At 46.3% G+C, this 18,670-nt stretch carries 16 protein-coding genes, 1 riboswitch and 1 other annotated feature; all 16 genes read left to right on the top strand.

Going from position 1 to position 18,670, the window contains the following annotated elements; translation table 11 throughout:
* Nucleotides 1–49 precede the first annotated feature (49 nt).
* The 16 genes from M1D98_RS08165 (at nt 50) to pyrE (ending at nt 18,367) form a co-directional block, all read left to right on the top strand.
* On the top strand, nt 50–823 hold the full coding sequence (locus tag M1D98_RS08165; RefSeq protein ID WP_435576697.1) for a YlmH/Sll1252 family protein: 774 nt from the start codon (nt 50–52) through the stop codon (nt 821–823).
* A gap of 93 nt (nt 824–916) precedes the next feature.
* Nucleotides 917–1,411, top strand: coding sequence for a septum site-determining protein DivIVA (gene divIVA, locus M1D98_RS08170; protein ID WP_003221468.1), 495 nt, complete (start codon nt 917–919; stop codon nt 1,409–1,411).
* Between the two features lie 62 nt (nt 1,412–1,473).
* Nucleotides 1,474–1,700, top strand: a binding site (T-box leader).
* A gap of 52 nt (nt 1,701–1,752) precedes the next feature.
* On the top strand, nt 1,753–4,518 hold the full coding sequence (ileS, locus tag M1D98_RS08175) for an isoleucine--tRNA ligase (RefSeq protein ID WP_010327923.1): 2,766 nt from the start codon (nt 1,753–1,755) through the stop codon (nt 4,516–4,518).
* A gap of 144 nt (nt 4,519–4,662) precedes the next feature.
* A complete protein-coding gene (ylyA, locus tag M1D98_RS08180) occupies nt 4,663–5,037 on the top strand; it encodes a sporulation-related RNA polymerase-binding protein YlyA (RefSeq protein ID WP_121642531.1) in 375 nt (124 codons plus the stop codon).
* A 102-nt stretch (nt 5,038–5,139) separates the two neighbouring features.
* Entirely contained in the window at nt 5,140–5,604 is a 465-nt protein-coding gene (gene lspA, locus M1D98_RS08185; protein ID WP_010327921.1) for a signal peptidase II, read from the top strand.
* A gap of 1 nt (nt 5,605) precedes the next feature.
* Complete coding sequence (locus tag M1D98_RS08190; protein WP_121642532.1) at nt 5,606–6,517, top strand: RluA family pseudouridine synthase; 912 nt, start codon at nt 5,606–5,608, stop codon at nt 6,515–6,517.
* Between the two features lie 182 nt (nt 6,518–6,699).
* On the top strand, nt 6,700–7,245 hold the full coding sequence (pyrR, locus tag M1D98_RS08195; RefSeq protein ID WP_010327919.1) for a bifunctional pyrimidine operon transcriptional regulator/uracil phosphoribosyltransferase: 546 nt from the start codon (nt 6,700–6,702) through the stop codon (nt 7,243–7,245).
* A gap of 174 nt (nt 7,246–7,419) precedes the next feature.
* A complete protein-coding gene (gene pyrP, locus M1D98_RS08200; protein WP_456280174.1) occupies nt 7,420–8,727 on the top strand; it encodes a uracil permease PyrP in 1,308 nt (435 codons plus the stop codon).
* A gap of 145 nt (nt 8,728–8,872) precedes the next feature.
* Nucleotides 8,873–9,787 (top strand): aspartate carbamoyltransferase catalytic subunit, encoded by a 915-nt coding sequence (locus M1D98_RS08205; RefSeq protein WP_010327917.1) that lies wholly within the window; start codon nt 8,873–8,875, stop codon nt 9,785–9,787.
* Nucleotides 9,771–11,057 (top strand): dihydroorotase, encoded by a 1,287-nt coding sequence (locus tag M1D98_RS08210; protein ID WP_010327916.1) that lies wholly within the window; start codon nt 9,771–9,773, stop codon nt 11,055–11,057. Before M1D98_RS08205 ends, M1D98_RS08210 begins: the two co-directional genes overlap by 17 nt.
* On the top strand, nt 11,054–12,148 hold the full coding sequence (locus M1D98_RS08215; RefSeq protein WP_121642536.1) for a carbamoyl phosphate synthase small subunit: 1,095 nt from the start codon (nt 11,054–11,056) through the stop codon (nt 12,146–12,148). The genes M1D98_RS08210 and M1D98_RS08215 overlap by 4 nt, the downstream gene beginning before the upstream one ends.
* Nucleotides 12,133–15,348, top strand: coding sequence for a carbamoyl-phosphate synthase (glutamine-hydrolyzing) large subunit (gene carB / locus M1D98_RS08220; protein ID WP_456280175.1), 3,216 nt, complete (start codon nt 12,133–12,135; stop codon nt 15,346–15,348). The genes M1D98_RS08215 and carB overlap by 16 nt, the downstream gene beginning before the upstream one ends.
* Nucleotides 15,345–16,115, top strand: coding sequence for a dihydroorotate oxidase B electron transfer subunit (pyrK, locus tag M1D98_RS08225; RefSeq protein WP_010327913.1), 771 nt, complete (start codon nt 15,345–15,347; stop codon nt 16,113–16,115). The genes carB and pyrK overlap by 4 nt, the downstream gene beginning before the upstream one ends.
* Complete coding sequence (locus tag M1D98_RS08230; RefSeq protein WP_010327912.1) at nt 16,115–17,050, top strand: dihydroorotate dehydrogenase; 936 nt, start codon at nt 16,115–16,117, stop codon at nt 17,048–17,050. The genes pyrK and M1D98_RS08230 overlap by 1 nt, the downstream gene beginning before the upstream one ends.
* Nucleotides 17,019–17,738, top strand: coding sequence for an orotidine-5'-phosphate decarboxylase (gene pyrF, locus M1D98_RS08235; RefSeq protein ID WP_268559286.1), 720 nt, complete (start codon nt 17,019–17,021; stop codon nt 17,736–17,738). The genes M1D98_RS08230 and pyrF overlap by 32 nt, the downstream gene beginning before the upstream one ends.
* Nucleotides 17,735–18,367, top strand: coding sequence for an orotate phosphoribosyltransferase (gene pyrE / locus M1D98_RS08240; protein WP_326980785.1), 633 nt, complete (start codon nt 17,735–17,737; stop codon nt 18,365–18,367). The genes pyrF and pyrE overlap by 4 nt, the downstream gene beginning before the upstream one ends.
* 144 nt (nt 18,368–18,511) lie before the next feature.
* Nucleotides 18,512–18,617: riboswitch (SAM riboswitch) on the top strand.
* Nucleotides 18,618–18,670: the final 53 nt, after the last annotated feature.

An 18,670-nucleotide genomic window follows, 5' to 3' on the forward strand; every position in this document is an offset into this window, starting at 1 on the left:
GATAGGGGCTTGGCAGCAGCCAAGCCTCTTTACATAGAAGGGAAAGACGATGAGCGATATCTATCAGCACTTCAGAAAAGACGAGCGGGCCTTTATAGACCAGGCGCTCGAATGGAAAAGAATTGTCCAGGAACAGTACAGAATGAAGCTGACCGACTTTTTAGACCCTCGAGAGCAGGTCATCCTCTCTGCTGTTACGGGACAGGCCGATGTTGGACTTGCTTTTTCCGGAGGCTATGACAGAGCGGAGCGGAAACGGGCGATCCTGTATCCAGAGTACATCACTCCGGAAGAGTCGGATTTTGAATTGCAGGCATTTCACGTCCGGTACGCTGAAAAATTTGTCTCAGTAGATCACCGTGCTCTGCTTGGTGCATTGATGGGCATAGGCTTAAAGCGGCAAAAATTTGGTGATATCGTGTTTTCTGAGACGGCAGTGCAATTGATTGTCTCAGCCGATACCGCTGATTTTGTGGCGGCACAGCTGACCCAAGCAGGGAAAGCGGCGGTCAGCCTTGAGAAAATTGACTTGTCAGACCTTAACATTCCAGCAGTTGATGTCGAAATAAGAGATGACACGGTTTCTTCTTTAAGGCTTGACGCCGTCTGCGCCTCTATGAGCAGACAATCCCGCCAGAAATCACAGACGCTTGTAAAAAACGGCCTCGTGAAAGTGAACTGGAAGGTAGTTGAAGATCCTTCATACATAGTGGCAGAAGGGGACATGCTGTCTATCAGAAGCTTTGGCCGTTGCAGCTTAACAAAAATCGAAGGAAAAACCAAAAAAGACAAATGGAGAGTAACGTTTGAGCGACAAAAATAGTCGGTTTTTCAGTTTTTTTCTCCATCTGTGCAAAATTTGTTTTATAATGTGAACTAGATAACCGTACTGAAATGTAAAAATGGAGGTGGCATCATGCCATTAACGCCAAATGATATTCACAACAAGACGTTTACAAAAAGCTTTCGCGGATATGATGAAGATGAAGTAAATGAATTCCTAGCGCAAGTCAGAAAAGATTACGAAATTGTTCTCCGTAAGAAAACGGAGCTGGAAGCGAAAGTCAATGAACTTGATGAAAGAATCGGACACTTTGCCAATATTGAAGAAACGCTGAATAAATCGATTTTAGTTGCTCAAGAGGCGGCTGAAGACGTAAAACGCAATTCTCAAAAAGAAGCAAAGCTGATCGTTCGGGAAGCGGAGAAAAACGCTGATCGCATTATTAACGAATCTTTATCAAAATCAAGAAAAATCGCCATGGAAATTGAAGAGCTGAAAAAACAGTCTAAAGTATTCAGAACACGTTTCCAAATGCTGATTGAAGCTCAGCTCGATCTTCTGAAAAATGACGATTGGGATCATCTGCTTGAGTATGAAGTCGACGCAGTATTTGAGGAAAAGGAATAAATTCTCTGATTGCCTTGACATGTTCTTAGCTTGTCGAATATAATACGTTCATAAATTCAGATGAAAAGACGGTTGAAAGGGACAGTCATGTTTCCTTCAGGCTTTCATAGCGACCCGGAGATGGTGAGAGTCCGGGATGGCCGGAATCATGTAGATCAGCCCTTAAGTTTCCTTTCTGAACTATCAGTAGGTTAGGACGCTCATCACGTTACGATGCTCGAGAGGAAAAAGCGCCTGTTTGCTTTTTCTAAAAGGGTGGTACCGCGAGATAAGCTTTCTCGTCCCTTATGGGATGAGAGGGCTTTTTTTATTTTCTGAAAAAATGCAGTGGAGGAATGAAAATGGATTTTAAAGACACGCTCTTAATGCCGAAAACAGATTTCCCGATGCGAGGAAATTTGCCAAATCGTGAGCCTGATATGCAAAAGAAATGGGAAGAAGAGGATATCTACCGTCTTGTGCAAGAACGGACGAAAGACCGCCCGAAATTTGTTTTACATGACGGACCTCCGTATGCAAACGGCGATATCCATATGGGCCACGCGCTTAACAAGATTTTAAAGGACTTTATTGTCCGCTACAAATCAATGAGCGGCTACAACGCGCCGTATGTACCGGGCTGGGATACACACGGGTTGCCGATTGAAACAGCCCTTACAAAAAACAAAAAAGTCAACCGCAAAGAAATGTCTGTAGCGGAATTCCGCAAACTGTGCGAAGAGTACGCTTGGAAGCAAATCGAGGGCCAGCGTGAGCAGTTCAAGCGCCTTGGTGTCCGCGGTGATTGGGAAAACCCATATGTGACATTAAAACCGGAATACGAAGCGCAGCAAATCCGCGTTTTTGGTGAGATGGCAAAACGAGGCTACATTTATAAAGGTCTTAAACCGGTTAACTGGTCACCTTCAAGTGAGTCTGCGTTGGCTGAAGCCGAGATCGAATATCAAGACAAACGCTCTGCATCTATTTACGTTGCTTTCGGTGTGAAAGACGGAAAAGGCGTTCTGGACAGCGGCGAGCGCATCATCATTTGGACAACAACGCCTTGGACAATTCCGGCGAACCTCGGAATTTCGGTGCATCCTGACCTTGAGTACAGCGTGATTGCAGTAGGAGAAGACCGTTTTGTTGTAGCAAGTGCTTTAGTGGAAAATGTGGCGTCTGCATGTGGGTTTGATCAGTATGAAGTGACAAGAACGATCAAAGGGAAAGACCTTGAGAACATTGTCGCCGAACACCCGCTATATGGCAGAGACTCTCTTGTAATGCTTGGCGAACACGTAACAACTGATGCCGGAACAGGCTGTGTTCATACTGCGCCGGGACACGGGGAAGATGACTTTATCATCGGCCAAAAATACGGTCTGGATGTACTATGTCCGGTTGATGCAAAAGGTGTCATGACAAGCGAAGCGCCAGGCTTTGAAGGCATGTTCTATGATGATGCGAACAAAGCGATCACACAGCAGCTTGATGAAAAAGGCGCGCTTGTGAAGCTTGAATTCATTACCCACTCTTATCCGCACGATTGGAGAACAAAAAAACCAACCATTTTCAGAGCGACAGCGCAATGGTTTGCTTCAATTAAAGATTTCAGATCAGACCTGCTGGATGCCATTAAAGAAACCAAATGGGTCCCTGAATGGGGCGAGCAGCGTTTGCACAACATGGTTCGTGACCGCGGAGACTGGTGTATTTCCAGACAGCGTGCGTGGGGTGTGCCGATCCCGGTTTTCTATGCTGAAAACGGAGAACCGATTATTACAGATGAAACCATTGAACATGTTTCTGAATTGTTCAGACAGCACGGATCAAACATCTGGTTTGAAAAAGAAGCGAAGGATCTTCTTCCGGAAGGCTTTACGCATCCTGGCAGCCCGAACGGCACGTTCACAAAAGAACAGGACATCATGGATGTTTGGTTTGATTCAGGCTCTTCCCATCAAGCGGTGCTTGAAGAGCGTGAAGACCTCGTTCGACCGGCTGATTTATACCTTGAAGGATCTGACCAATATCGCGGCTGGTTTAACTCATCTCTTTCTACAGCGGTAGCCGTAACAGGAAAGGCGCCATATAAAGGTGTGCTCAGCCATGGTTTCGCACTGGATGGAGAAGGGCGCAAGATGAGTAAATCAATCGGTAACGTCGTTGTTCCAGCTAAAGTTATGAAACAGCTTGGTGCCGATATCTTGAGATTATGGGTGTCTTCAGTTGATTATCAGGCGGATGTTCGCGTGTCAGACGCAATCCTAAAGCAGGTTGCTGAAGTATACCGTAAAATCCGCAATACGTTCCGTTTCCTTCACGGCAACCTATTCGACTTTGATCCAAAAACGAATGCGGTGGCTGTCGAAGATCTTCGCGAAGTGGATCAGTATATGCTGATTAAGCTGAACAAATTGATTGACAAAGTGAAAAAAGCGTATGATGAGTATGAATTTGCAGTTGTGTACCACAGCATCCATAATTTCTGCACAATCGAATTGAGCTCATTCTATCTTGATTTCGCAAAAGATATTGTCTACATCGAGCATGCGGATCATCCGGACAGACGCAGCATGCAGACGGTATTCTATGAAACGCTTCTAGCATTAGTGAAGCTTTCAGCGCCTATCCTTCCTCATACCGCTGACGAATTATGGGCTCATTTAGCATTTGTTGAAGAGCAGAGCGTTCAGCTGACAGATATGCCGGAAACAATCGCGGTTCCAAACAGTGAAATGACAGAAGATAAATTTGACCGCTTTTTGACTTTCCGTGACGATGTGCTAAAAGCATTAGAAACTGCCCGGAATGAAAAAATTATCGGTAAATCATTGGAAGCGAACTTGAAACTGTATCCAAACAAAGAAAACCAAGAGCTCTTGGCTTCGATTAAAGAAAATCTTTCTCAGCTGTTTATTGTTTCTGAACTGACAATCAGCGAAGAAAATGAAGCGCCGAACGATGCGCAAAGCTTCGCGACAGGTAAAATCGCTGTCGAGAAAGCCGAAGGCGAAATGTGTGAAAGATCCCGAGTGATTTCAAAAGACGTGGGGGCAAATCCGAAATATCCTACACTTTCATTGCGAAACGCTGAAATCGTTGAAAAATACTATCAAAATTAATGAAAAATAGCCTGGCGTAAAAGCCGGGCTTTTTTTGTGCCAAGAGTGACATCGTTTAGAACGGCAGGAAAAATCTTATGGGCTTTAGATCATCATTCACAGGCAACAATATAGGTATTACGTTAAGAGCAGGAGTTGTGATGAATGAATGATCAACTGACCGCAATTTATACGGAACTTCTTCTAATGAAAGAAGAATTACAGTCGAGATTATTTGAGTATTCTTGCTTTCAGGCTTCAACAAGCCCGCAAGCAGCAATCAATCATAAACAAAAAGCAACTCTGGTCTATCACATTAAAGAAGAGCTTCAAGACGTTCTTCTCGCTTTGTCCAAAATCGAAAACGGCACATTCGGATATTGTGAAGAATCTGGGGCTCCCATTCCTCTTTCAAAGCTTGCTGTACTGCCGACAGCCCGTACAGCAAACGATTTTATTTATTCTGTCCAATTTGAAAAAAAAACGCTTCCGCTGTGGAAATCAACGGATATCGAATATGGACAGGCACTGTATGAATAACAGTGCCTGTCTGGTTTATATGCCTGATATATCTTTACTCCGGTGCTTTTTATTGATAAAATGCATAATGGATTAAAGTAACCGTAAACTGGAGGAACGTTTGTGCTGTATTATATCATTGCACTTCTTATTATTGCAGCCGATCAATTGACAAAATGGCTAGTCGTCAAGAACATGGAGCTTGGACAAAGCATTCCGATCATTGATCAGGTATTCTATATCACCTCCCATCGCAATACGGGTGCTGCATGGGGGATATTGGCCGGTCAGATGTGGTTTTTCTACCTCATTACAACCGCGGTTATTATTGGCATTGTTTATTACATACAGCGTTATACTAAAGGACAAAGGCTTCTTGGCGTAGCTCTCGGACTTATGCTTGGCGGTGCCATCGGCAACTTCATCGACAGGGTCTTCAGACAGGAAGTTGTGGATTTTATCCATGTCATCATTGTGGATTACAATTACCCGATTTTTAATATCGCGGACTCTTCACTATGTGTCGGCGTCATGCTTTTATTTATACAAATGCTGTTGGACAGCGGGAAAAAGAAAAAGGAGCAATAGCATGAATCAAATTGATATAACCGCCTCAGAAGAACAAAAAAGTGAGCGGATTGATAAATTTCTGGCATCGACTGAGAATGATTGGTCGAGAACCCAGGTGCAGCAATGGGTGAAAGACGGACAAATTGTCGTAAACGGAAGCCCCGTAAAATCCAATTATAAAATTCAGCCGGGTGATCAGGTGACTGTCACTGTACCTGAGCCAGAAGCGCTCGACGTGCTGGCAGAACCTATGGATCTTGATATTTATTATGAAGACCAGGATGTGCTGGTCGTCAATAAACCTCGCGGAATGGTTGTTCACCCAGCCCCCGGGCATCTTACGGGGACACTTGTAAACGGCCTTATGGCTCATTGCACGGATCTTTCCGGCATTAATGGCGTGATGCGTCCGGGGATTGTTCACAGAATCGATAAGGACACGTCCGGCTTATTGATGGTGGCGAAAAATGATATGGCGCATGAGTCACTCGTGAACCAATTGGTCAACAAAACGGTTACGCGTAAATATACGGCGGTTGTCCACGGGCTTATTTCTCACGATGACGGCACTATTGACGCGCCGATCGGCCGGGACAAGAAAGACCGTCAAAGCATGACTGTAGCGCGTGATGGCAAAAACGCCGTCACTCATTTTCATGTACTTGAGCGTTTTCAAGATTTTACGCTGGTGGAATGCCAGCTTGAAACAGGAAGAACGCACCAAATTCGTGTGCATATGAAATATATCGGATTTCCATTAGCGGGCGATCCAAAATACGGGCCCAGAAAAACGATTGATTTTAACGGCCAGGCCCTCCACGCCGGCATTTTAGGTTTTGATCATCCTCGCACCGGTGAATATGTCGAATTTGAAGCGCCGCTTCCGGACGATATGGCACAATTAATCGAAAGCCTCAGAAAAAACGATTGACAGGCTGTTTCTTTTCTGAAATAATAAACGAAGCTGAATAGATTCTTTAAAACAGTCCAGAGAGGCTGAGAAGGATAACGGATAGACGGGATGCGTGTGTTGGCGCGTACCTTGTCCTAAAACCCCTCTATGCTCTGGCAAGAGGGGTTTTTTCTTCTATATGAACTGTGAGGTGTCACACATTGAATCAAAAAGCTGTCATTCTCGACGAACAAGCAATCAGACGGGCGCTGACCAGAATTGCTCACGAAATGATCGAACGCAATAAAGGAATGAATAACTGCATCCTTGTTGGGATCAAGACAAGAGGAATTTACTTGGCGAAACGCCTTGCGGAACGAATCGAGCAGATTGAAGGAAGTCCTGTAACAGTCGGTGAAATTGATATTACTCTTTACAGAGACGATCTTTCCAAAAAAACGAGCAACGAGGAGCCGCTTGTGAAAGGTGCAGATATTCCGGTAGACATCAACGATCAAAAAGTTATTCTTGTTGATGATGTCCTATATACCGGAAGAACGGTCAGAGCAGGCATGGATGCACTCGTTGATGTAGGCAGACCTTCCTCCATTCAGCTGGCTGTGCTTGTTGACAGAGGGCACCGGGAGCTGCCGATCCGAGCGGATTATATCGGGAAAAACATCCCGACATCAAAGGCTGAAAAGGTAATGGTTCAGCTTCATGAGGTAGATCAAAACGATCTCGTGGCCATTTATGAAAATGAATAATAGATCACCTTTTTAAAGGCAATCCAGAGAGGTTGCAAAGAGGTACAAAAACAAAGTCCCGAGCGTATTCGGCAGGACTTTGTATGCCTCTTTGCGTAAAAATAGCAAAGAGGTTTTTTTATACAGTCATTGAGTCATCCTAATATAAAGTTAACAATCAGGGGGAAAATCATCATGAGTAAGAAAAAAGTAAATTTAGGAGTCAGGGATGTCCCGACACCTTTCTCGTGGGTTTCATTCAGCCTGCAGCATTTGTTTGCCATGTTTGGTTCAACGATTTTGGTTCCGAAGCTGGTCGGAATGAGTCCTGCAGTGGCATTGGTGACAAGCGGCATCGGGACACTGGCTTACCTTCTCATTACGAAAGGGCAAATTCCTGCGTATCTCGGTTCATCCTTCGCTTTTATTTCTCCGATCATACTGGTCAAAGCGACCGGCGGGCCGGGAGCGGCCATGGTCGGAGCGTTTCTTGCGGGGTTAGTGTATGGGCTGATTGCCTTATTGATCAGGCAGCTAGGAACAGGCTGGCTGATGAAGGTTCTCCCTCCTGTAGTCGTAGGCCCTGTTATTATCGTCATCGGGCTGGGGCTGGCAAGCACTGCGGTAAACATGGCGATGTACGCTGATCCGAACGCGAGTGAATTGGTCTACAGCTTAAAGCATTTTAGTGTCGCAGGGGTTACGCTGGCCATCACGATTATATGCGCAATTTACTTGCGAGGATTTTTAAGCCTGATACCGGTTCTGATTGGCATTATCGGCGGATACCTATTTGCCCTTACACAAGGGATTGTCAACTTCCAGCCGGTGCTTGACGCGAAATGGTTTGCAGTGCCTGAATTTATCATCCCGTTCAAAGACTATTCACCGTCAATAACACTCGGCATCGCAGCGGCCATGGTTCCTGTCGCGTTTGTGACAATGTCTGAGCATATCGGCCATCAAATGGTGCTAAGCAAAGTTGTCGGACAAGATTTCATTAAAAAGCCGGGGCTTCATCGCTCCATCATGGGTGACAGCGTGGCGACAATTCTGGCTTCCCTGATCGGCGGTCCGCCGACAACGACTTACGGAGAAAACATTGGCGTGCTGGCCATTACAAGAGTATTCAGCGTCTTTGTCATCGGCGGCGCTGCAGTGATTGCATTATGCTTCGGCTTTATCGGCAAAATCTCAGCGCTGATCAGTTCAGTGCCGTCAGCGGTCATGGGAGGCGTCTCCTTCCTGCTGTTCGGAATCATCGCTTCGAGCGGCCTGAGAATGCTGATTGACAACAGAATTGATTATGAAAACAACAGAAACCTCATTATCACATCGGTTATCCTTGTGATCGGTGTAGGAGGCGCGTTTATCCAAGTGTCTCAAGGAGGATTCCAAGTATCAGGAATGGCGCTTGCTGCGATTGTCGGTGTCATTTTAAACCTGATTCTTCCGCAGGCGAAAGAAGAGCAGGTGGATACATCTGAACAACATCATATTTAAAACCTTTTAATGAAAGTCCAGAGAGGCTTGGAAGGGTTATGAAGAGAAGGAAGCTTCAATGCTGCCCTCTATTTAACCATACCCCGAGTCTATCTTAGACCGGGGTTTTTTTCAGCCTTAAAGTTGAAATGAGAGGGGAAAGAACATGAAGCATTTAACGACGATGAGTGAACTCAGCACTGAGGAAATCAAAGATTTGCTTCAAACAGCACACGATCTCAAAAGCGGAAAAACAGACAATTGGCTTGCGGGGAAATTTGCAGCGAACCTGTTTTTTGAACCGAGCACAAGAACACGGTTTAGCTTCGAAGTCGCGGAAAAAAAGCTGGGCATGAATGTCCTGAACCTTGATGGAACAAGCACAAGCGTGCAAAAAGGCGAAACCCTATATGACACCATCCGGACGCTTGAATCAATCGGTGTGGACGTATGCGTCATCAGGCACAGTGAAGATGAGTACTATAAAGAGCTTGCCAGCCAGGTGAATATTCCGATTCTGAATGCCGGGGACGGATGCGGCCAGCATCCGACACAATCACTGCTTGATGTCATGACGATTTATGAAGAGTTCAATACATTCAAAGGTCTTACCGTCTCCATTCACGGCGATATCAAGCACAGCAGAGTGGCAAGGTCGAATGCGGAGGTTTTGGCAAGACTGGGTGCCCGCGTACTGTTTTCCGGTCCTTCGGAATGGCAAGATGAAGAAAACACATTCGGCACATATGTCTCAATGGATGAAGCAGTTGAGTCTTCCGATGTCGTGATGCTGCTGCGCATTCAAAATGAAAGACATCAGTCCGCTCGTAGCCAAGACGGTTATTTAAACAAATACGGCTTGACCGTAGAACGGGCTGAGCGTATGAAGCAGCATGCGATCATTATGCATCCTGCTCCGGTAAACAGAGGAGTGGAGATTGATGACAGCTTAGTAGAAAGCGAAAAATCAAGAATCTTCAAGCAAATGCAAAACGGCGTATTTATCAGAATGGCAGTGATACAGCGTGCCTTACAAACCAAAGTGAAAAGAGGAGAAGCAGCGTATGTCATATCTCATTAAAAACGGCTGGATACTTAACGAAAATGGTGAAAAAACAGAAGCGGATATTCGAGTGACAGGAGAAATCATCTCCGAAGTCGGCAAGCTTGATGCAGCGGAGGGAGAAACGGTCATTGATGCAAACGGATTGCTCGTTTCACCTGGGTTTGTCGATCTCCACGTCCACTTCAGAGAGCCGGGCGGTGAGAAGAAAGAAACCATTGAAACCGGAGCAAAAGCAGCGGCGCGCGGCGGATATACAACTGTGGCGGCAATGCCGAATACGCGGCCGGTTCCTGATACGAAAGAGCAAATGGAATGGGTGCAAAACAGAATTAAAGAAACCTCATGTGTCAGAGTTCTTCCATATGCGTCCATTACGATCAGACAAATCGGTGATGAGATGACAAACTTTGAAGCTTTAACAGAAGCCGGAGCATTTGCTTTTACAGATGACGGCGTCGGTATACAGACAGCAGGAATGATGTATGAAGCGATGAAACGGGCAGCTGCGATCGACAAAGCGATTGTTGCACATTGCGAAGACAACTCCTTAATTTACGGAGGAAGTGTGCATGAGGGAACATTCTCAAAAGCAAACGGGCTCAACGGCATTCCTTCTGTGTGTGAATCGGTTCATATTGCCCGCGATGTGTTGCTGGCTGAGGCGGCAGGCTGCCATTACCATGTATGCCATATCAGCACAAAAGAGTCTGTCAGGGTCGTGCGTGATGCGAAAAAAGCGGGAATCAAAGTGACAGCAGAAGTGTCACCGCATCATTTGCTCCTTTGTGATGAGGACATTCCAGGACTTGACACAAATTATAAAATGAATCCTCCGCTTCGCAGCGCAGAAGACAGAGCTGCTTTAATCGAGGGTCTTTTAGATGGAACAATTGATTTTATCGCAACAGATCATGCGCCGCATACAGAAGAAGAGAAAAACACAGAAATGAAGCTGGCGCCATTCGGAATTGTCGGTTTAGAAACAGCATTCCCGCTTCTTTACACACACTTTGTCAAAAATGGCAGCTGGTCGCTGAAACAGCTGATTGACTACATGACAATCAAACCATGCGAAGCGTTCGGTCTCCCATACGGAACATTACAAACGGGGCAAGTTGCCGATATGACGTTAATTGATTTGGAAAAAGAAGCGGCGATCGACAAAGAGACATTTTTATCAAAAGGAAAAAACACACCATTCAACGGCATCAGCTGCACCGGCTGGCCGGTCGCCACAATTGCGGCAGGGAAGCTTGCTTATGAAGAGGGGAGACTTGTCAAATGAAGAGACGATTAGTACTGGAAAACGGAGCGGTATTCGAGGGAAAAGCCTTCGGAAGCTTAGAACACAGCATGGGAGAAGTCGTTTTTAACACGGGGATGACAGGTTATCAGGAAATTTTATCTGATCCTTCTTACTGCGGGCAGATCGTAACATTAACGTATCCGCTTATTGGGAATTACGGCATTAACCGTGATGATTTTGAATCCATTACCCCTTTTGTAAAAGGGCTGGTCGTCAAAGAATTGTGTGAACTGCCTTCAAACTGGCGTTCCGCATACACTTTAGACGAATATTTAAAAATGAAAAACATTCCAGGACTGCAGGGGATTGATACAAGAAAACTGACAAGAATGATCCGCACATCAGGCGCGCTGAAAGGAACATTCGCTGCACCAGATGAAGATATCGAAGCAGTGCTGAAAAGGCTCACTGAAACTGAACTCCCGAGACATCAAGTATCCCAAGTATCAGCCAAAACAGCATATCCGAGCCCGGGAAGAGGCAAGCGTATCGTCTTGGTTGACTTCGGCATGAAGCACGGCATTCTTAGAGAGCTGAACAAACGGAAATGCGACGTTATTGTTGTGCCTTACAACATTACAGCGGAAGAAGTGCTTCAGCTGAAACCGGACGGCATCATGCTTTCTAATGGACCTGGAGATCCGAAAGATGTGCCTGAAGCGATTGAAATGATCAAAGGTATTCTCGGAAAAGTGCCATTATTCGGAATATGCCTCGGCCACCAGTTATTTGCGCTGGCGTGCGGAGCGAATACTGAAAAAATGAAATTCGGTCACAGGGGCTCAAACCATCCGGTAAAAGAGCTGGCCACCGGAAAAGTAGCTTTAACATCCCAAAACCATGGCTATACAGTGTCATCCATCAGCGAAACAGAGCTGGAAGTGACACATATCGCAATTAACGACGATACGATTGAGGGGCTCAAGCATAAAACATTGCCGGCATTTACGGTTCAATATCATCCCGAAGCTTCGCCAGGCCCTGAGGATGCCAACCATCTATTTGACAGATTCATCGAAATGATCGAAACAACAGAGAAAGAAGGGGAAGCGGTATGCCAAAACGCGTAGACATTAACAAAATTTTAGTAATCGGGTCTGGACCGATCATCATCGGCCAAGCAGCAGAATTTGACTATGCGGGAACGCAAGCCTGCCTTGCGTTGAAAGAAGAAGGCTATGAAGTCATCCTTGTCAACTCAAACCCTGCCACGATCATGACAGATACAGAAATGGCTGACAAGGTTTACATCGAACCGCTCACTCCTGAATTCCTGACGCGAATCATCAGAAAAGAGCGACCGGATGCGATTCTTCCTACTCTTGGAGGCCAAACCGGCTTGAATCTTGCGGTTGAGCTTTCTGAAAGAGGCGTGCTGGAAGAGTGCGGCATCGAAGTGCTTGGAACGAAGCTGTCTGCGATTCAGCAGGCTGAAGACCGTGACTTGTTTAGAACACTGATGAATGAGCTGAATGAACCGGTGCCTGAAAGTGAGATCATCCACTCCCTGGAAGAAGCAGAAGCCTTCGTCAGCAAAATTGGATTCCCTGTCATTGTCCGCCCGGCATATACATTAGGCGGAACAGGCGGCGGCATCTGCTCGAATGAAACTGAGCTGAAAGAAATTGTGGAGAACGGCTTAAAATTAAGCCCGGTTCACCAATGTCTGCTTGAAAAAAGCATCGCCGGCTATAAAGAAATCGAATATGAAGTCATGAGAGACAGCCAAGACCACGCCATTGTCGTTTGTAATATGGAAAATATTGATCCGGTCGGAATCCATACTGGCGACAGCATTGTTGTCGCGCCGAGCCAAACGCTCAGCGATCGCGAATATCAGCTCTTGCGGAATGTATCATTAAAACTCATTCGCGCGCTTGGAATTGAAGGCGGGTGTAACGTACAGCTCGCTTTAGATCCAGACAGCTTCCAATACTATATTATTGAGGTAAACCCGCGTGTCAGCCGTTCATCCGCTCTTGCGTCAAAAGCGACGGGATATCCGATTGCGAAGCTTGCTGCTAAAATTGCCGTCGGCCTTTCGTTAGATGAAATGATGAATCCGGTAACAGGAAAAACATATGCAGCATTTGAACCGGCTCTTGACTATGTCGTCTCCAAAATTCCGCGCTGGCCGTTTGATAAGTTTGAATCAGCAAACAGAAAGCTCGGCACGCAAATGAAAGCGACAGGAGAGGTCATGGCGATCGGCCGCACGCTCGAAGAGTCACTGCTGAAGGCTGTGCGTTCACTGGAAGCGGATGTGTATCATCTTGAATTGAAAGACGCTGCTGACATTTCAGATGAGCTTCTTGAAAAACGAATTAAAAAGGCCGGTGATGAACGCTTATTCTACTTAGCTGAAGCGTACAGAAGAGGCTACACGGTAGAAGATCTCCATGAATTTTCCGCAATCGATGTTTTCTTCCTGCATAAGCTGTTCGGAATCGTACAGTTTGAAAAAGAACTGAAGGCAAAAGCGGGCGATACGGATGTGTTGAGACAGGCAAAAGAACTCGGATTCTCTGATCAGTACATCAGCCGTGAGTGGAAAATGAAAGAATCGGAGCTTTATAGCTTAAGAAAGCAAGCGGAAATTGCGCCGGTATTCAAAATGGTAGATACGTGTGCTGCGGAATTTGAATCAGAAACGCCATACTTTTACAGCACATACGAAGAGGAAAATGAATCTGTCGTTACAGAAAAGAAAAGTGTGATCGTGCTTGGTTCCGGTCCGATTCGAATCGGTCAGGGTGTTGAGTTTGACTATGCAACTGTTCACTCTGTGTGGGCGATTAAACAGGCAGGCTATGAAGCCATTATTGTCAATAACAACCCGGAAACCGTTTCAACAGACTTCAGCATCTCAGACAAGCTGTATTTTGAACCGCTTACGATTGAAGATGTCATGCACATCATTGATCTCGAACAGCCAATGGGGGTTGTCGTACAGTTTGGCGGACAAACTGCCATTAACCTGGCAGACGAGCTTTCTGCACGCGGAGTCAACATCCTTGGGACTTCATTAGAAGATTTAGACCGTGCGGAAGACCGGGATAAATTTGAACAAGCGCTTGGAGCTCTTGGTGTTCCGCAGCCGCTTGGCAAAACAGCGACATCAGTTGAGCAGGCGGTCAGCATCGCGAGTAACATCGGCTATCCGGTATTGGTGCGCCCTTCCTATGTACTTGGCGGCCGGGCGATGGAGATTGTGTATCATGAGGAAGAGCTGCTTCATTACATGAAAAACGCAGTCAAAATCAATCCGCAGCACCCTGTATTAATTGACAGATATTTAACCGGGAAAGAAATTGAAGTGGATGCAGTATCTGACGGTGAAACAGTTGTCATTCCGGGAATTATGGAGCACATTGAACGGGCGGGCGTTCACTCCGGAGACTCAATCGCGGTTTATCCGCCTCAGTCTCTCACAGAAGACATTCAGAAAAAAATTGAACAATACACGATCGCATTAGCCAAAGGGCTGAACATTGTCGGGTTGCTCAATATCCAATTCGTGTTATCACAAGGCGAAGTGTACGTGCTTGAAGTCAATCCAAGATCAAGCAGAACCGTACCGTTCTTAAGTAAAATTACGGGTATCCCAATGGCGAACCTCGCCACAAAAGTCATTCTCGGCCAAAAACTGGCTGCGTTCGGCTACGCCGAGGGCCTTCAGCCTGAACAGCAAGGGGTGTTTGTAAAAGCACCGGTCTTCTCCTTCGCTAAGCTGAGAAGAGTGGACATTACGCTAGGCCCTGAAATGAAATCAACTGGTGAGGTCATGGGGAAAGATTCCACCCTTGAAAAAGCGCTCTATAAAGCGTTGATTGCTTCAGGCATTCAAATCCCTAACTACGGTTCCGTGCTTTTAACAGTGGCTGATAAGGACAAAGAAGAAGGGCTTGCTGTCGCTAAGAGGTTTCATGCGATCGGCTACAACATTTTAGCGACGGAAGGAACGGCAGGTTATCTGAAAGAAGCCTCCATTCCAGCGAAGGTCGTCGGAAAAATCGGCCAGGACGGCCCGAACTTGCTTGATGTGATCAGAAACGGAGAAGCGCAGTTTGTCATCAATACGCTGACAAAAGGAAAGCAGCCGGCAAGAGACGGATTTAGAATCAGACGTGAATCAGTAGAAAACGGTGTTGCCTGCTTGACGTCATTAGATACGGCAGAAGCGATATTGCGAGTGCTTGAAAGCATGACATTCCGTGCTGATCAAATGCCGGCAGTCAACACAAATCAGGAGGCGGCAGTCACAATATGAAAAAAGCGTATTTGACAGTATGTTCTAACCAGCAAATTGCAGACCGGGTGTATCAAATGGTTCTGAAAGGGGAACTTGTCCAAGGGTTTACAACCCCGGGGCAGTTCCTCCATCTTAAAGTGAGCGAAGCGGTTACGCCTCTTTTGCGAAGGCCAATCAGCATCGCCGACGTCAACTTTGAAAAAAATGAAGTCACCATCATTTATCGAGTAGATGGGGAAGGGACAAGACTCTTATCTCTGAAGCAACGAGGGGAACTTGTGGATGTCCTCGGGCCATTGGGAAATGGCTTTCCTGTCAATGAAGTCCAACCCGGAAAGACGGCTTTGCTGGTGGGAGGCGGTGTAGGTGTGCCGCCTCTCCAAGAGCTGTCGAAACGCTTGCACGAAAAAGGGATAAAGGTCATACACGTGTTAGGATTCCAATCGGCAAAGGATATTTTTTACGAAGAAGAGTGCCGGCAATACGGGGACACATATGTCGCAACAGCTGACGGAAGCTATGGGGAGACCGGATTTGTCACAGATGTGATAAAACAGAAAAACTTAGAGTTTGATATTCTTCTTAGTTGCGGGCCGACACCGATGCTGAAGGCGTTAAAGCAGGATTATGCCCATAAAGAAGTTTACCTGTCCATGGAGGAACGAATGGGTTGCGGTATTGGGGCATGCTTTGCGTGTGTGTGCCACACAAACGAAAGTGAGACATCCTACGTAAAAGTATGTCTCGACGGACCTGTATTTAAAGCTCAGGAGGTGGCGCTGTAATGCTAGAGGTGAAATTGCCGGGACTTGATTTGAAAAATCCGATCATTCCTGCATCAGGCTGCTTCGGTTTTGGAAAAGAGTTTGCGCGTTTTTATGATTTATCTTGTCTCGGAGCCATTATGATCAAAGCGACGACAAAGGAGCCTCGCTTCGGGAATCCGACCCCAAGGGTAGCCGAGACTGGCGCTGGAATGCTCAATGCGATCGGTCTGCAAAACCCGGGGCTGGAAAGCGTTTTGCAAAATGAGCTGCCATGGCTTGAGCAGTTTGATACGCCGATCATCGCCAATGTCGCAGGTTCCAAAGTCGAGGATTATGTACAGGTCGCGGCGAATATCGGTAAAGCGCCCAACGTTCATGCACTTGAGTTGAACATTTCCTGCCCGAATGTGAAAACAGGCGGAATCGCTTTTGGCACGAACCCGGAAATGGCTGCCGATTTGACAAAAGCGGTTAAAGAGGTTTCAGATGTGCCCGTTTATGTGAAGCTTTCTCCGAATGTGGCAAATATCACAGAAATTGCATCAGCGATCGAAGAGGCGGGAGCAGACGGTCTTACGATGATTAACACACTAATCGGCATGAGGCTTGATTTAACATCAGGCAAGCCGATATTAGCGAATCAAACAGGCGGGCTCTCCGGACCTGCTGTGAAGCCGGTTGCCATTCGCATGGTGTATGAAGTCAGCCAGGCTGTCAACATCCCGATTATCGGAATGGGAGGCGTGCAGACGGCAGAAGATGCACTGGAGTTTCTTCTCGCAGGAGCAAGCGCGGTCGCTGTCGGAACGGCAAACTTTGTGAATCCTTTTGCATGCCCGGACATGATTGAACAGCTGCCATCTGTATTGCGCCAATACGGCTATGAATCAATTGAAGAATGTATCGGAAGGAGCTGGAACCATGAAAAACGACCTGCCCATCATCGCGCTTGATTTTGCATCAGCTGAAGAAACACTTGCGTTCTTAGCGCCTTTTCAGCAAAAACCGTTATTTGTAAAGGTTGGAATGGAGCTTTTTTATCAAGAAGGGCCGTCGATTGTTAAACAACTAAAAGAAAGAGAGTGCGAGCTGTTTTTAGATTTAAAGCTTCATGACATCCCGACCACTGTGCACAAAGCGATGAAGCGCTTAGCCGCTCTTGGGGTAGACCTCGTCAATGTTCATGCGGCCGGAGGCAAAAAAATGATGCAAGCAGCTCTGGAAGGCTTAGAAGAAGGGACGCCATCCGGGAAAAAACGCCCGTCCCTTATCGCGGTAACCCAGCTGACAAGCACATCTGAACAAATCATGAAAGATGAACTGCTGATCGAAAAGCCTTTGATTGACACGGTCGTCCACTACAGCAAACTAACAGAAGAAAGCGGATTGGATGGAGTGGTCTGCTCTGTTCATGAAGCAAAAGCCATTTACCAAGCGGTGCCGTCTTCATTTCTGACTGTCACTCCAGGGATCAGGCTGTCAGAAGACGCTGCGAATGACCAAATCCGCGTAGCGACACCTGCAATTGCAAGAGAGAAAGGGTCATCCGCAATTGTAGTAGGACGCTCGATTACAAAAGCGAAAAACCCAGTAAAAGCCTATGAAGCTGTCAAACTCGAATGGGAGGGAATCAAATCATGAAGCAAATCATCGCAAAACATTTATTAGACATCCAAGCTGTATTTTTACGCCCGAACGAGCCATTTACATGGGCAAGCGGCATTTTATCGCCAATCTACTGTGACAACCGCCTTACGCTATCTTTCCCGGAAGTCAGAAATGATGTGGCCTCAGGCATCCGCAAGCTTGTCGAAGAGCATTTTCCTGAAGCTGAAATGATTGCGGGTACAGCGACAGCCGGTATTCCTCATGCTGCTCTGGCGGCTGACCGTTTGAACCTTCCGATGTGTTATGTGAGAAGCAAGCCGAAAGCGCACGGAAAAGGCAATCAGATTGAGGGAGCCGTGCAAAAGGGGCAAAAAACGGTCGTCATTGAAGACTTAATCTCTACAGGAGGCAGCGTGCTTGAAGCTGCGGCAGCTTTACAAGCGGCTGGCTGTGAAGTGCTTGGTGTCGTCTCAATCTTTACGTACGGGCTTTCTCAAGCGCAGGAAGCGTTTGAGAAGGCAGAACTGCCATACTACTCTTTAACTGATTATGATGCGCTCACACAGGTCGCGCTTGAAAACGGAAATATTCATTCAGGGGATTTAGAAAAGCTGAAAACGTGGAAACGAAATCCCGAGTCAAAAGATTGGTTTAAAAAATAATAAATAAATTTCGCTGATGCACAGAGGCCTCAAAGCCTTGATGCAGTTGAAAACAGGCCCCGAGGTCTGTTTTTTTATTAATCCTATAAAAAAAGTCGGGTTGACTTATGTTAGAATTGTGCTAAAATTTACTACAAATCTAAAAACTTATCAAGAGCGGCTGAGGGACTGGACCTATGAAGCCCGGCAACCTGCACAGTTTGTAAGGTGCTACTTCCAGCAAAATGAAATCCATTTTGAAAGATAAGGGCTGCATGCTGTTCTTGTCTTTCTTTCCGCCGGATCGAAAGTTTTTTATTTTAA

The organism is Bacillus sp. K7 (assembly GCF_053903245.1).